Origin of the sequence: Lysinibacillus sp. FSL R5-0849 (genome assembly GCF_038595075.1) — a bacterium.
Taxonomy (GTDB): domain Bacteria; phylum Bacillota; class Bacilli; order Bacillales_A; family Planococcaceae; genus Lysinibacillus; species Lysinibacillus fusiformis.
Genome location: NZ_CP152004.1, coordinates 311,348 through 324,773, shown reverse-complemented (window position 1 = coordinate 324,773; position 13,426 = coordinate 311,348). Strand labels below are relative to the sequence as shown.

The window sequence follows — 13,426 nt, the reverse complement described above, 5'->3', positions numbered from 1 at the left end:
GACCATTCTTTTTTTACTATAATAGTTCCTGCTCAAGTTTTTCAATCTCGCTAAGTTGATCGGCATACCATATTCCAACGAATCTAGAGGGAACAGGTTCATCGAAATAATCCCCGTCATAAAATGATAACGGAAATAATATTTTCTGTTCAACAAACTTCTTAATGGTTTGAAAGAAAACTTCATTTTCCTGTGGACTTTGTGCAACATAGGAGGCAAATTTATTGATAGGCTTACCTAAAGTATCATGAAACATTAGCATAGAGGTGGAGCCATTTTGGCGGAAATTCAAATCAATAGCCTGAACATCACCAGCCTCTGTGACAATTAAATCAAACCCTGCCACACCAACGAATCCTTCTGCAACGCCTTGCTCCATAATATGTCTTCCTACTTCGATGACCTTTTCAGGAACTTCATCTACTATTATATTACCGTGATAAATACCGTTTTCATCGGTAATTTGTTGAGAGGCTCCTAAATATTGAATACCTAGCTCCTCGGAGTAGACAAATTGACAGCTATAATTGTCCTTTGTCTGTAATAACTCCTCAATAATTATGCTCTCCGTTCCAGTCATTCGGAATTGCCGCAGACCTTCCGTCAGTTCCTCTTTATTATGGCAAATGATGACTCCATATCCTCCAGAGGTTGGGGAATCATCGCCCGGCTTAAGGACCACAGGCGGTTGCCAATTTTTGATGGCATCTGAGAGCCTATAGGTTTCAACATTTAAACGACTCGGAACAAATTTGCTATCGATTAAATGATCAATATATGCCTTTGAATTCAATTCATTAAATTTCTCGGCATCCATCCAATAGCATTGACGGTCCATATGATCCAAGTCATGTATATATTGACAAACAATCGTTTTGTCGTCTTCACACCAAGAACGAATATGAGCTAAATACTCCTCCTGTGTGTCATAACTAAAAGGCTGTTCGACCCATGGTAAACCTGTTAATCGATGTAGTTCCTGAGCTTTTCCAGTTTGGGTAGCTCGGTGCACTAATACAGGAATATCAGCAATTGCTACTTCTCTAGAGGTTAGGGCATCCAGTTTATGAGGATCGTCCATCATCCATGGATTATCACTAAACGGCGTTCTTGGTGTATAAACTGCATTCTCACCATAGATTTGTCTTAGCGTGTATTTTGGTTTCAAGTAGATTACCCTCTTTCAATTTTTAAGTACTCTACCCTTCCCCTTATTTTTTGACACTTTTTAATAGAAAAAAAAGTCTTAGCGGCCAATAAAAATCCATTAAAACCCAAATATTAAATAGATTCGCCTAATAATTGATTTAAGTGAATTTTCACCTGCGGCCACTCCTCTAACGTCATACTATACATGACTGTATGGCGAGTGGTTCCATCTTTACGAATCATATGATTCCGTAATACACCTTCCTTTGTCGCTCCTATACGCTCAATAGCTTTCTGAGATTGAATATTTTCATGATCAGTTTTGATTTGAACTCGCTGTAAAAGAAGGATTTCAAAACAGTATTGTAATAATAGGTATTTACAATTTGTATTAATAGCGGTACGCCAGTAGGCTGGTGTCAGCCATGTTGTTCCTATTTCAACCCGCTGATGTGTATCATCTATATCCATAAACCGTGTAGACCCTATGATCTCTCCCGTCTTTTTATCCACAATAACGAAAGGAAATTCTGTTTTATTACGCCTCATTAATAAAGCATTTTCCACAAAGTTATTCACATCCACGATTTTTTCAATCGTTGTGGACATATGTGACCATATTTCTGGATAACTCGCCGCCTCTAGTATCCCCGATAAATCATTTAACTCTAAAGGCTTTAGTTTAACTATTTCATTTTCTAATGCAATAAATTCCATGATGTATCACTCCTTTTTTAATTATTTAACGGTAAAATTGATAGGATGGAAAGTACCAATTATTAAAAACCAGACCATATCAGAGGAGGTTATCTTGTGGAGCTATCCATTTCATTGACAGGAGATTCAGCCAAATACATTCAGATTTACGAAGAAATTAGACAGTCTATTTTATCTAAAAGGCTATTAGGTCATGAGCAATTACCCTCTAAGCGAGCCCTTGCACGAACTCTCGATGTAAGTGTACATACTGTGAAGGAGGCTTATGAACAATTACTGGCAGAAGGTTATGTTTATAGTAAAGAACGGTCGGGTTATTTTATTGCTCCCTTTGAATTTGATTGGGTACAAGATGAACAGCAGCATGAGGTTCCTCTAAGGACAATCATATCCAATGACATTCAGTATGATTTTCATAACGGGCATGTGGATAACGAGGCTTTTCCCTATTCACTTTGGCATAAGCTCCTGAAAAAACATGTAAACAGGAATAATTTATCCACAAGTCCTTGGGCAGGAGAAGACGTTTTACGATCTGAAATTGCGCGCTATGTACAACGTTCACGTGGCGTTGTTTGTGATGCCTCACAAGTGTTTGTTTATGGTGGAACACAAAGTCAACTTCAAGCCCTTAGTCTCTTTTTAGGTCCCCAGAGTAAGGTCGGAGTAGAAGAACCGGGTTTTAAACGGGCACATACTACTTTACGACAATGCGGTTTGTCTACAAAGGCCATCCCTGTGGATAAAGCCGGTATAACTCTTCCTTCAAAAACAATTCACATGTTATACACAACACCAGCTCATCAATTTCCTTTGGGCATGATTATGACCGTAGAGAGAAGAGCCGCCTTGTTGCAATGGGCAAATTTGAATGAGGCATACATTATTGAAGATGACTATGACTCAGAATTTCGTTATAAAGGGCTGCCAATCCCCTCTTTAGCAAAAATGGATCAGCTTCAGCGAGTTATTTATTTTGGAACATTTTCTAAAACGTTGCTGCCTTCTTTGCGAATCAGTTATATGATTTTACCAAAGTCATTAATTGCATCGTTTAATGCCTTTAACCATGATCAAAAATCAGTTGTCTCCAGAGTAGAGCAACTTGTTTTAGCTGATTTCATTGGACAAGGTCAATTTGATAAACATTTAGCGAAAATGCGGACAGTTTATCGTAAAAAACAACAAGCTCTACTAACTGCTATCTCCACTCATTTTTCGGAGGAATTTCAAATCATCGGTGAAAAATCTGGGCTACATATCGTGATGAAGTTACCTAATAGACTCTCTGAGAAAAATGCGATTCAACTTGCTCAAAACATTGGAATTCTTGTCTATCCATGTTCTACTTCCTATCAGCATGGTACAGAGGATACTTTAATCATTTTAGGCTATGGGGGACTGACACTTCAGCAAATAGATGAAGGTATTGCACTCCTTGCTTCCATCTGGCAATAACATATCATTTTATTAGATGGTCGGAGTCCATTTGTACTTGAACCTTTATTTTCGACACAAAAAATATACAGATGAATCAAGACAAGGCGAAACCTTATACTATTTTTTTCGTATGTAAAGTAAAAGAACACATAAGGGGATAGACAATAATGGAGAACCGTCAGCTATTAGAGCAGCACTTGCAGGAAATTCAGGTTTGGGAAAAGGATCAAAAGGATTTATGGTTTTGGGAGAAACTAGGTAGAATACCGTTTAAGTTGTTAGATAAAATGACGCCTACTTTTATTCAAAATAAAATTGCATTATTAGTCGATGAATTAGGGAACTACATACAATCCGGTGGAAAATATTTAATCAATGAACAAGCCATGATTCAAAAAATCCGTAACCATTCTTCCACAGAGCATATTTTGGGCATTTCAGATATTGGTCAAATCCCATTAGAGGATATGATTACTCTTAGTGATAAATTGCAAAATGAGCGTGTAAAGTTTGCGACTGTTCAAGGGGCTTCTACTGGATTTGGCGGAATATTTACCTTGGCTATTGATATACCTGTTATTTTAGGAACCGCACTGAAGACATTGCAAGAAATTGCTATTATACATGGCTATGACCCTAACGATAAAATGGAGCGAATTTTTATTGTGAAATGCCTGCAATTCACATCAGCAGATATCGTCGGTAAGGAAGCCATCCTACAGGAGCTTTCCACTATGAATAGTACTAATAAAGCTACTGATAATATGATTTCCCAGCTACAAGGCTGGCAGGAGGTATTTTATACGTATCGGGACCAGATGGGCTGGAAAAAACTGTTTCAAATGATACCTATTGCTGGTATGATCTTCGGCGCATACGCAAATAAAGGCATGATTCAAGATGTTGCTGAAACGGGTATTATGCTATATCGAAAAAGACGTATATATGAAAAACTAAATGAATTAGACCGTTGATAAAGAGAGATGGCGCTCTTCCTATGAGCGTCACTCTCCCCTTGTTTCTATATTTTTATTACTATTTTTCCCTGATGCTGACGACTTTCCATCAGTTCATGAGCCTTCGGCATATCCTCTAATGAAAATTCTTTAGCAATGGGCACTTGAAAACTATCCTCTTTTAATAAAGTAAAAATATGTTGAGCAACCTGTTGTAACATTTCCGGTCTTAAGTCCCTAGTCGTACCAAGACTAAATCCTTTTACATTACGACAGCTACTATGTAAATTCGATGTTTTAATAATTCCTGCCTTGCCTCCACTATTGCCGAATTGTACAAGTGTGCCATATGGTGCTAGGCAAGTTAAGCTTTCCTCTGTTATAGCTCCCGCAATGGAATCAAAGACAATATCGGCACCAAGACCTCCAGTAAAGCCTCTTACATGTTCACTAAATTGATCGTATGTAAGAACAAGATCTGCCCCAAGCTGATAAGCTATCGATGCCTTCTCCAAAGTACTTACAGTTCCAATAATTTGTTTAGCGCCTAGCTTTTTGGCCATTTGAATAAGCATTGTTCCTACCCCACCAGATGCAGCATGAATTAATACCGAATCATTCTGACTAATAGGTGCTATCTGATGTGTTAAGATGTACGATAAAAACGATACAGTTGGCACAGCTGCTACCTTCTTTAGCGGTACATCATAGGGGACTTTAAAAACCAATTGTTCCTTTGCTACGACATACTCTGCATATGCACCATTTATCGGAAATGCAATGACCTGGTCCCCCTTCTGAAAATTGCTTTTCTCATTAAAAACCTCTTCTACAATACCAGCAACATCTAACCCAAGAATCATTGGAAAATTTCCTTTAGCCTTATTACCTGTACGGTTTTTAATATCTGCATAGTTCACACTCGTATAGATTGTACGTATTAGGATTTCTCCTGTAGAGATTGTAGGCTTTGGATATTCCGTATATGTTAATACATCAGACGTACCAAATTCATTTATTACTATAGCCTTCATTTTTTTCTCCCTCCTTGTTATAGTCGAATTATAAACTAAATTTCCAAAGACTGGAGATATCTTTATGAAAATTAAACCTATGCAAGAGAATTGTAATGGAATACCCTATGATTTTTTTGATCAAAACAGCAATAGCATATGCTTTATGTTATCTGGTACAGGCTATAGCTACGAAAAACCTGTTCTTTATTATTCACGATTACTACTGTTAGAGCTTGGATATGATGTTATCCAAATCAATTATTCGTTTGAACAACAACTGTTTGAGCAGGAACCACAGGCCATTTCAAATATGGTCTATAGCGTTGTCAATCCTATTGTAGAACATTGCTCAAGAACAAAGCCTTATACAAATGCCGTTTATATAGGCAAATCATTAGGAACCTTACCTATAATAGATTTTTATATGCAACAGTCGTCTTTAATACCTACTCGATATATACTCTTAACACCTCTATTGTCACTAGACCATACAATGGCTAATCTATTAGATAAACAAGCATTTTTGGCGATTGGCACAGCAGATCCACATTTTTCACAGGAAAAAATAGCTCAACTTACTACTCTCGATCTCGCTGTTTTTGATGGTCTTAATCATTCCCTTGAGGATGCTTCCAATATGATTCATACTATCCAGTTTTGCGAGTCGCTTTTCATGCAACTGAAAGCTTACATTCAAAAAAATGGACCATCTATTTCAATGTAGCGCTTTACCAAAATTAACTATATATGCTACACTATCCAAAATACAGTGAAGAGAAGAGTAAATAAGGCTGTTCTTCCCAGAGAGCTCCGGTTGCTGAAAACGAGCAAGAACTAATTATTGAAACAAGCCTCAGAGTTGCGCATTGGATTTCTATTAGAATGATGGTGCGACGGGTACTCCCGTTATAGAGTTACAGTATAAGCATTCATTCATGCCGTACTGAAAAGGCTATTATGGCAACATACTAGTGAACTAGGGTGGCACCACGTGAGCATAAATTCTTCCGTCTCGTCCCTAAGACTACTGTCTTGGGGGTGGGATTTTTTATTTTGCAAGATCACTTTTGCTGAAGGAGGAATTTATATGAAAAAATCTTTAAAATCGTGGCGCTATCCAATTATCCTTTTAAGTAGTATTGGTATTTCTAGTATCGGTGAATGGATTTATTTTATTGCTTTGAACCTTACTGTACTCAATCTGACGGAATCAGCACTTGCTGTTTCTGGCTTGTATATTGTAAGGGCCCTCTCCACATTGTTTACTAATTTTTGGTCTGGTAGTTTAATAGACCGCTTTAATAAAAAACACCTGATGATTCTATTGAATCTTTGCCGGTCCATATTGATTGTCGCACTTCCCAGCTTTTCGAGCATAGGATGGATTTATATTTTAGTCTTTATCATTACAGCTACTAGTTCTATGTATCATCCTACCTCTATGACTTATATCACTAAATTGATACCGATAGAGCAAAGAAAACGCTTTAACTCATTACGTAGTTTGCTTGATTCTGGGGCCTTCCTAACAGGTCCAGCTATAGCAGGCTTTCTATTTACAATAGGCACACCGAATATGGCTATATACTTAAATGCTATTGCTTTATTTTTATCTGCCTGCATAACTATAAAGATGCCAGACGTTGAAGGACATGTACAATTAGGCTTTGCTCATCGTACAGAAAATGCAACACTTTATAAAATATGGCTCCATGATTGGAAATTGGTCATCCATTTTAGCTTAAAAAATGCCTATGTGATGGCAGTCTATTTATTATTTAGTGCTACCATTGTATTGATGACAGCGACTGATTCTTTAGAGGCTGCTTTTGCCACTCAAGTACTTGCTTTATCAGAGGGAGAATATGGGGTTTTAGTCAGTATTGCAGGTGTCGGTGTATTAATTGGCTCTCTAACCAATTCAGCCTTTGTTGAAAAAACCTCTACTGCTTGGTTAATCGGCATGGGGTCTATAATGACGGCCTTCGGTTATTTACTGTTTACTTCTTCCTATACTTTTTTTATGGCAGCTTTAGGTTGCTTTCTCTTATCATTCGCAACAGCTTTTGCGAATACAGGTTTCTATACTTTTTACCAAAATAATATCCCTGCTGAAAGCATGGGACGTATAGGGAGTATTTATGGTTTTTTTGAAGCCCTTTTCATCATAATTCTGACTGCTGCATTTGGAATGACTGCTGAATTTATTTCTATACGATTTGTTATAGTAAGTGCTTCATTTGTCATGGTGATGGTAGCTTTCATTTTATTTATTTTAACGATACGCCCGTCTAAAGCGACTTTGTATCAAAGTACTTCTCCTAGGTAAACAAAAAAATAGGGCTTTTCCTTACGTGGAAAAGACCTATTTACATATGACCTAGCTCTTGTGAAAGTAGGTGAGCAGCTCTTGTGACTTCCTTTGCAATACTTTCTAATTTTTCAGTATCTGTATCATACTCAAAACACTCTGCGCTAATAGCTGCAATTGGTTCTTTATTTAAATCAAAAACAGGTGCCGCCACCGATACTGTTCCCTTTGTTTTTTCTCCATAGCTAATGGAGTATCCCTTATCTTTGATGACATTTAATTGTTCCATTAACTCTATTTTTTCAAGATCATTTATATTTTTTAGAAAGCCTGCATGCATTTCCTTCTCTGAGAATGCAAGTAATACCTTATTCGCTGCTCCAATCGGATAGGGGATTTTTTCACCTATCATATCAATGATACGTACATTTTTTGGGCTATCTACACGATCAATAATAATAGAATTATTTAGTTTTGGAATATTTAAATATGTTGTTTCCCGCACATTAATGGCAAGCTCTTCTAATAAAGGATGGGCTTTTTCTCGGATATTTGTATGGTGGTACATTTTCATGCCGAGCTGTAACCATGTATACCCTAAACGAAATTCCTTTTTTTCCTCATTTCTTTCTACTAAATCAAAGTTTTCTAATGTATACAATAAACGATAAATTGTACTGCTAGGTAAGTCTGTTTCATTATATATATCTTGAACAGAAAAGAATCGTTTAGGATTCTTGGCTAGTACATGAATAATCATCATTGCTCTTTCAATGGATTGAATCATTGCTCATCCTCCTTTTATTCATTTTAACGAATTTTTACTCATTTATATAGACTTGCAACCGAATAAATTAATAAAAAGAAACAGAATTTTATAAAAATTAAAATTGACGTTTACGATTTTTTCTTATATGATGAATTATATTCCACAATGCGGATTTATTTTCATATAACGAAACAATTAAGTAAATATAGTTGCTATTTTGAATGATATCTAATCGAACAAAAAAGGAGCAATATACATGTATTCACAACTAAGACAGTTACCCATCGCAAAGCAAATTGAAGAGCTTACAAATGAGTTAGTAACTATTAATAGTATTAATGGTACTCAAGGTGAAGGGAAAATTATCGAGTATATCTATGAGAAAATGAAGGAATTCCCTTACTATCAAGAAAACCCTGCATTTCTTTGGACTTTAAACGTAAAACAGGACCCCATTGGCCGAAAAAATCTTTTTGCCTTCGTAAAAAGTCTTCATGCAACAAAAAAGACAATTATTTATCACGCTCATTTAGATACAGTGGATATAGAAGATTATGGTCATTTAAAAGAGTTTGCTTTTTCTCCTACCAAGCTTGAGGATTTCTTTAAAACCTATGAAGGAAATACGGATGTACAGAAGGATGCTCAAAGTGGCGACTGGATGTTTGGGCGTGGAGCTGTAGATATGAAAAGCGGAGCTGCAGTCCATATTGCCAATATTCAATATTTCACCAATCATCTTCATGAATTAGAAGGAAATATATTACTTATTTTAAACGGTGGCGAAGAAGCAGAGCATAATGGAATTATTGATGCATTAGATGAGCTTAATCGTTTAAAAATGGAACAAGCACTAGATTTTCTAATGGCGATTAATACTGACTTTACAACTCCTTTATATGGTGAAGATCCTCACCGTTATATTTATACTGGTGTTGCAGGAAAGTTACTACCCTCCTTCCACATTTATGGGCGGGAAGTACATGTGGGAGATACATTAAGTGGTATAGATCCCAATTATGTGGCAGCTAAAATAACAGAGCGTATTCATAATAATTTAGCATTAACGGAGGCAATTGCAGGAGAAACTATCCTTCCACCTACATGCTTATACCAACGTGACACCAAAGAATCCTATACGGTACAAACGGCGTCTACTAGCCACATTTATTTTAACTATTTTTTATATGAAGAGTCACCAGATCATGTTGTTAAGAAACTTAAGTCTGTCGCACAACAGGCATGTCTTGAGGCAGAACAATATTTACAGCTTCAGTATGAGAAATATATTGAACGCTCCAACGTACCTAAGCGTTCATTATCATGGCATATAGAGGTTGTTACTTATGATGAGCTTATTGTTTATTTAAACGGAAAGGGTATTCAAACCGAGCCTATTATTGCTGATGTCTTGAGAAAAAATGCAGGCAAGGAATTACGCCAACAGTCGTTTGCAATCGTTGATGCCCTGCAAAAGGCAGATCCAGAGCATAAGCCTCGAGTTGTGCTATTCTTTGCACCACCATTCCTACCCCATAATTATTTAAAGGAAAATGTGGTAAGAGATCAGTTATTAAAGCAGACCATATCACAAGTCGTTGATGAGGTAGCGTATGAAACAGGCGAAGTATTTCAAGTTAAGCGCTTTTTCCCTTACTTAGCGGATGGAAGCTTCTTATCTATTCATGCTACCCAAGAGGAACTTCAAGAGTTGCTCAATAACTTCCCAAAATGGGATACACTCTATCCCCTACCATTTGAGAAAATAAAGGAAATGAATATCCCTTCTATTACTATGGGTGTATACGGAAAAGATGGACACAAATGGACTGAGAGAGTTTATAAGCCTTATTCCTTCGGCGTGCTACCAAAGCTAATACAGAAAGCTACAAAAGAAATATTCAAATCCAAACTTTAGTATCGAAAAAGCACCATTCTAATCATTTTTAGAACGGTGCTTTTTTATGTATCAAGTAAAACTATAGTTAAATTGAATGAGGGAAACCCTTCACCTTTTCAACTGCTTCTAGTAATTTTTTTGTGACCATATCTGATTCATCAATATGGTCAGTTAAAACTTTATTTGTTTCATCAAAAAGTACTGTTGTTGTTTTAAATTTACTCATGACATCTTCAGTCGAAATTTTTTGGCTATCTATATAGTGAAGTAATTCCTTCACTTCACCTTGGACATTCATAATGATTTGGAGTAATACGTTAATTTGCTCAGACGTATCCGTGCTCTTTTGAAGTCCCTCTGTCACCAGTTGCATATTATTTTTATTATCCTCATATGCCTCAGATATTTGATCCTCAATTTTTTTCGTAAGATTCACAATATCCTCTGTACTTGATTTGGTATTTTCAGCAAGCTTTCGTACTTCTTCTGCAACGACTGAAAACCCTTTGCCATGCTCCCCTGCTCTCGCTGCTTCAATAGATGCATTCAATGCTAGTAAATTGGTTTGATTAGAAATCTCACTGATGACTTTGACGATATCTGTTATTTGCTTTGAACGTTCACTTAAATGGTTCATACTATTTGTTGTTTTTCTTGATTGCTCACCAAGCTCATCAATAACATGCTGAACTTCTTTTACAGCTTGTTTACTATCAATCGATAAAGAAACCATTTCATCTGAAGAAAGAATTAAAGAGTTTCCTTTTTCTAGAGCATGGCCAGATATGATATTGGATTCAATGGTGCTGTTTTCTACACGATTAAACTCGTTTAAAATAGTAGTAACCATTTCACCCAAAATGACATGTTGATGATTAACTATATCGTGCTGTCCAATCGTCGAAATTAATTCCTTATGTAATTCATTGAGAAAAATTTGTAATTCATGGTCCTTCTTATCTAGCTTTGCATTCAACTCATCAATTTTATCCTTAAATTGCTCTATATCTTCTCTTTTTGATTGAAATATCGTTAACACATGTCATCACTCCAGTAACTAGATTTGTATTAATTTTACTCTCTTTGAAGTAATTAATAAACAAATATCGTAAGAGCAAACTTTCCATAAAAAAGTCCCACCTCCTAATGGAAGTGGGATAATAATTTTTAGTAAGCTAAACCGAATAGAGCTTTAATATGTGTTAAATAACGAATATTTGAAGCTTCTTTCATTAATGTTGCAGGAAGACCTTTAAGTTCTGTGTTGCTTGCACCAATTGTAGCAACCGCATCTTTACGGCCAAGGCTTGCAAGTGTACCAGAGTTCACTGCAGAGAATGTTTTCATCTCTTGATTTTTATATTGTGCAAAGACGTTATAACCAGCAAGCTCACCCATTTGCCACGCAACTTGCGCAGTTGGTGCGTAAAGTGGACGACCACCATCAGCTGGTAATGCTACAGATGCGTCACCAATAACAAATACATCTTCGTGAGATGTAGATTGTAGGAATTCATTAATTGTTGCTTTACCGCGATCAGCTGCAAGGCCTGATTCACCTACTAGTGGAAGTGGTGCTACCCCACCTGTCCATACAAGTGTGTTTGCAATAATTGGTTCACGGTCTTTTAGAGAAATAACGTTGCCGTCAACACCAGTTACAGGTGTTCCAGTAATAAATTCTACACCGCGTTTTGTTAAGCTTTCAGTAGCTCGTTGGATAAGTGTATCCGGAAGTACTGGTAAGATTTTTGGACCAGCTTCAACAAGTTTAATTTTAAGATCCGCAAAGTTAACACCGTGTTTTGCAGCGATTTTCGGGAAGTTGTCCACGATTTCACCAACAAGCTCAACACCTGTTAAACCGCCACCACCGATAACAATTGTTGCATCTGCTTCATCTTTAGATTGTGCATATGCTTTAATGCGATCTTCGATATGTTTGTTAATTTTATTGGCATCATTTACTGATTTAAGAACCATTGAGTTTTCTTCTAATCCAGGGATACCGAAGAAACCAGTTTGGCTTCCTAAAGATACTACAAGCGTATCGTACGTTAATGTATAGCCATTATCTAAATCCACTTTTTTATTATCTACATTGAATTTCGTTACTTTTGCAATGTGTAGATCGATGTCTAAACCTTTAAAGATTTTTTTAAGTGGTAATGCAACAGCACCCTCTGCAATTGTACCACCTGCTAAACGGTGAAGTTCAGTGATAATTTGGTGTGTTGGGAATTGGTTTACTACAGTAATTTTAGCTTCATCAGCTGATAGATACTTACGTGCTGTTAATGCAGTTAAAACGCCAGCGTAACCTGCACCTAAGATGACGATTTCTTTTGACATGATTAATTAATCCTCCGTCCTTACGAATTGAATTTACCTTAAGTCTTATTTAGCTTTGCGTTCTGAGCTTACTTGTAAGAAAGCATTAACAAAACGGAATACATTTTGAACTTGAGGGTCTTTTAACATTTTCACAAGACCGAATAAACCAATTACTTCGTGGCTTTCAGATGCTCGGTCTTTCGCTTCAATTGCAGTTGCTGCTAGGTTTTTCGCAGAGCCTACTACAGGTCCAGCGATTTCTGTTACTGCACCAACAGTATCATTTTTGAGCACTTCATCTGTTGCAACAGCTTGAGCAAACTCGTATGATTTCGTTAATAAAGTCATCATTTCAGTTAACTTTGGTAATTGCTCAACTAAAGTTGTAAGTGATTCTTGAACTTCAGGTTTTAGTAATTGATCTAGTACATCTAATTGCTCTTTACTCACAGTTACTTGTTCAGCCTGTGTTTGGTTATTCGTTTCTGACATTTTGAACTCTCCTTTGCCATCACTAGTACTATTTTTTATTGCTTACATGTAAAAAAGACCATTAAGGTAAAACTTAACAGTCGTTACAGCGTATATCCTACACAATCACCAGTCACAAGGGCTGGATAGCGATTCGTATGACTTGTTATTACAATGTTAACTTTAAGTCGCAAAAAGCGCATCATAATACCATCCTTATCTTGTCTTGGTGACATTACAACCTTCATTATAAGACTGTTTGTACATTATTTCAATGCGCTAAATCACAATTTCGACAATCTTTTCAAAATTCATTGATTTTATCAACTATTAACTGCCTTACTATCATAAATTTTCTAATGC

At 36.5% G+C, this 13,426-nt stretch carries 13 protein-coding genes and 1 other annotated feature; of the genes, 5 read left to right on the top strand and 8 right to left on the bottom strand.

What is annotated here, in order from left to right; genetic code table 11:
• Window positions 1–16 precede the first annotated feature (16 nt).
• Together MKY80_RS01565 and MKY80_RS01560 are read right to left on the bottom strand one after the other, a co-directional pair.
• Window positions 17–1,168, bottom strand: coding sequence for an ATP-grasp domain-containing protein (locus tag MKY80_RS01565; protein WP_089987087.1), 1,152 nt, complete (start codon window positions 1,166–1,168; stop codon window positions 17–19).
• A gap of 113 nt (window positions 1,169–1,281) precedes the next feature.
• Window positions 1,282–1,866: a GNAT family protein gene (locus MKY80_RS01560; RefSeq protein ID WP_008176321.1), complete on the bottom strand. Its 585-nt coding sequence runs from the start codon at window positions 1,864–1,866 to the stop codon at window positions 1,282–1,284.
• A gap of 96 nt (window positions 1,867–1,962) precedes the next feature.
• Between MKY80_RS01560 and MKY80_RS01555 the strand changes: the two genes are divergently transcribed.
• Together MKY80_RS01555 and MKY80_RS01550 are read left to right on the top strand one after the other, a co-directional pair.
• Window positions 1,963–3,324 carry a PLP-dependent aminotransferase family protein gene (locus MKY80_RS01555; RefSeq protein WP_089987085.1) on the top strand — a complete coding sequence of 454 codons (1,362 nt, stop codon included), beginning with the start codon at window positions 1,963–1,965 and terminating at the stop codon, window positions 3,322–3,324.
• 149 nt (window positions 3,325–3,473) lie between these two features.
• Entirely contained in the window at window positions 3,474–4,280 is an 807-nt protein-coding gene (locus MKY80_RS01550) for an EcsC family protein (RefSeq protein WP_008176324.1), read from the top strand.
• Window positions 4,281–4,327: 47 nt separating this feature from the next.
• Here MKY80_RS01550 and MKY80_RS01545 read toward each other — a convergent pair whose 3' ends face one another.
• Window positions 4,328–5,296, bottom strand: coding sequence for a zinc-binding dehydrogenase (locus MKY80_RS01545; RefSeq protein ID WP_089987084.1), 969 nt, complete (start codon window positions 5,294–5,296; stop codon window positions 4,328–4,330).
• A gap of 64 nt (window positions 5,297–5,360) precedes the next feature.
• On the opposite strand from MKY80_RS01545, the gene MKY80_RS01540 reads away from it, so the two are divergent.
• On the top strand, window positions 5,361–6,002 hold the full coding sequence (locus tag MKY80_RS01540) for a hypothetical protein (RefSeq protein WP_342531639.1): 642 nt from the start codon (window positions 5,361–5,363) through the stop codon (window positions 6,000–6,002).
• A gap of 36 nt (window positions 6,003–6,038) precedes the next feature.
• Window positions 6,039–6,301, top strand: a binding site (T-box leader).
• A 64-nt stretch (window positions 6,302–6,365) separates the two neighbouring features.
• Window positions 6,366–7,607: an MFS transporter gene (locus MKY80_RS01535; RefSeq protein WP_342531637.1), complete on the top strand. Its 1,242-nt coding sequence runs from the start codon at window positions 6,366–6,368 to the stop codon at window positions 7,605–7,607.
• Between the two features lie 40 nt (window positions 7,608–7,647).
• On the opposite strand, the gene MKY80_RS01530 is transcribed toward MKY80_RS01535, so the two are convergent.
• Window positions 7,648–8,376: an IclR family transcriptional regulator gene (locus tag MKY80_RS01530; RefSeq protein WP_008176332.1), complete on the bottom strand. Its 729-nt coding sequence runs from the start codon at window positions 8,374–8,376 to the stop codon at window positions 7,648–7,650.
• Window positions 8,377–8,614: 238 nt separating this feature from the next.
• Here MKY80_RS01530 and MKY80_RS01525 point away from each other — a divergent pair, with 238 nt between their 5' ends.
• Complete coding sequence (locus MKY80_RS01525; RefSeq protein WP_090002389.1) at window positions 8,615–10,276, top strand: M20/M25/M40 family metallo-hydrolase; 1,662 nt, start codon at window positions 8,615–8,617, stop codon at window positions 10,274–10,276.
• Between the two features lie 67 nt (window positions 10,277–10,343).
• On the opposite strand, the gene MKY80_RS01520 is transcribed toward MKY80_RS01525, so the two are convergent.
• The 4 genes from MKY80_RS01520 to MKY80_RS01505 form a co-directional block, all read right to left on the bottom strand.
• A complete protein-coding gene (locus MKY80_RS01520; protein WP_089987080.1) occupies window positions 10,344–11,297 on the bottom strand; it encodes a methyl-accepting chemotaxis protein in 954 nt (317 codons plus the stop codon).
• A gap of 128 nt (window positions 11,298–11,425) precedes the next feature.
• Window positions 11,426–12,610, bottom strand: a complete 1,185-nt coding sequence (locus MKY80_RS01515; RefSeq protein ID WP_008176337.1) for an NAD(P)/FAD-dependent oxidoreductase — start codon at window positions 12,608–12,610, stop codon at window positions 11,426–11,428.
• A 45-nt stretch (window positions 12,611–12,655) separates the two neighbouring features.
• Window positions 12,656–13,084, bottom strand: a complete 429-nt coding sequence (locus tag MKY80_RS01510; protein WP_004227758.1) for a DUF1641 domain-containing protein — start codon at window positions 13,082–13,084, stop codon at window positions 12,656–12,658.
• An 83-nt stretch (window positions 13,085–13,167) separates the two neighbouring features.
• On the bottom strand, window positions 13,168–13,299 hold the full coding sequence (locus MKY80_RS01505; RefSeq protein WP_255319038.1) for a hypothetical protein: 132 nt from the start codon (window positions 13,297–13,299) through the stop codon (window positions 13,168–13,170).
• Between the last annotated feature and the right edge of the window lie 127 nt (window positions 13,300–13,426).

What these genes read in the sequence shown, in the direction of transcription:
- MKY80_RS01560 (WP_008176321.1), bottom strand. Translation starts at nt 1,866, where the DNA reads ATGGAATTTATTGCATTAGAAAATGAAATAGTTAAACTAAAGCCTTTA.
- MKY80_RS01550 (WP_008176324.1), top strand. Translation starts at nt 3,474, where the DNA reads ATGGAGAACCGTCAGCTATTAGAGCAGCACTTGCAGGAAATTCAGGTT.
- MKY80_RS01545 (WP_089987084.1), bottom strand. Translation starts at nt 5,296, where the DNA reads ATGAAGGCTATAGTAATAAATGAATTTGGTACGTCTGATGTATTAACA.
- MKY80_RS01540 (WP_342531639.1), top strand. Translation starts at nt 5,361, where the DNA reads ATGAAAATTAAACCTATGCAAGAGAATTGTAATGGAATACCCTATGAT.
- MKY80_RS01535 (WP_342531637.1), top strand. Translation starts at nt 6,366, where the DNA reads ATGAAAAAATCTTTAAAATCGTGGCGCTATCCAATTATCCTTTTAAGT.
- MKY80_RS01530 (WP_008176332.1), bottom strand. Translation starts at nt 8,376, where the DNA reads ATGATTCAATCCATTGAAAGAGCAATGATGATTATTCATGTACTAGCC.
- MKY80_RS01525 (WP_090002389.1), top strand. Translation starts at nt 8,615, where the DNA reads ATGTATTCACAACTAAGACAGTTACCCATCGCAAAGCAAATTGAAGAG.
- MKY80_RS01515 (WP_008176337.1), bottom strand. Translation starts at nt 12,610, where the DNA reads ATGTCAAAAGAAATCGTCATCTTAGGTGCAGGTTACGCTGGCGTTTTA.
- MKY80_RS01510 (WP_004227758.1), bottom strand. Translation starts at nt 13,084, where the DNA reads ATGTCAGAAACGAATAACCAAACACAGGCTGAACAAGTAACTGTGAGT.
- MKY80_RS01505 (WP_255319038.1), bottom strand. Translation starts at nt 13,299, where the DNA reads ATGTCACCAAGACAAGATAAGGATGGTATTATGATGCGCTTTTTGCGA.